This is a genomic window from Idiomarina sp. UBA4206 (assembly GCF_002383015.1).
GTDB classification, from domain to species: Bacteria; Pseudomonadota; Gammaproteobacteria; order Enterobacterales; family Alteromonadaceae; genus Idiomarina; species Idiomarina abyssalis.
On sequence record NZ_DFTS01000071.1, the window covers coordinates 17,982 to 18,305 of the forward strand.

Annotated in this window: 1 pseudogene; it reads left to right on the plus strand. The window is 49.4% G+C overall.

Annotation, left to right across the window (positions count from 1 at the left end):
• A pseudogene (locus B3180_RS14015) lies at nt 1-254 on the plus strand (hypothetical protein); the annotation flags it as partial.
• Between the last annotated feature and the right edge of the window lie 70 nt (nt 255-324).

Consider the following 324-nt stretch of genomic DNA (forward strand, 5'->3'; position numbering starts at 1 on the left):
GTGTTAGCCATTATGACTTTGAATACGGCGACGACACCAGCGCTTATGCCGGTATTGGTGCTATGACCAAACTCAGCCAGCAAACGACAGCTATTGTGGATGCAGGCTATGACTGGGGCTTAGACGGCTTCGCATCAGTAGGCGCACGTTTACGCTACGCTTTTACTGAACAGTTCTCTGCTGACGCCGGTTTCCGCGGAAACTTCAACAGCATAGACAACGAAGTTCACCTCGGCGTGACTTACAACTTCTAAGTTCATTAAATAACAGGTAGATATTGGCGTTACGCCGTTGCAGGAAAATCTGGAGAAAGTGTGCAGCGCC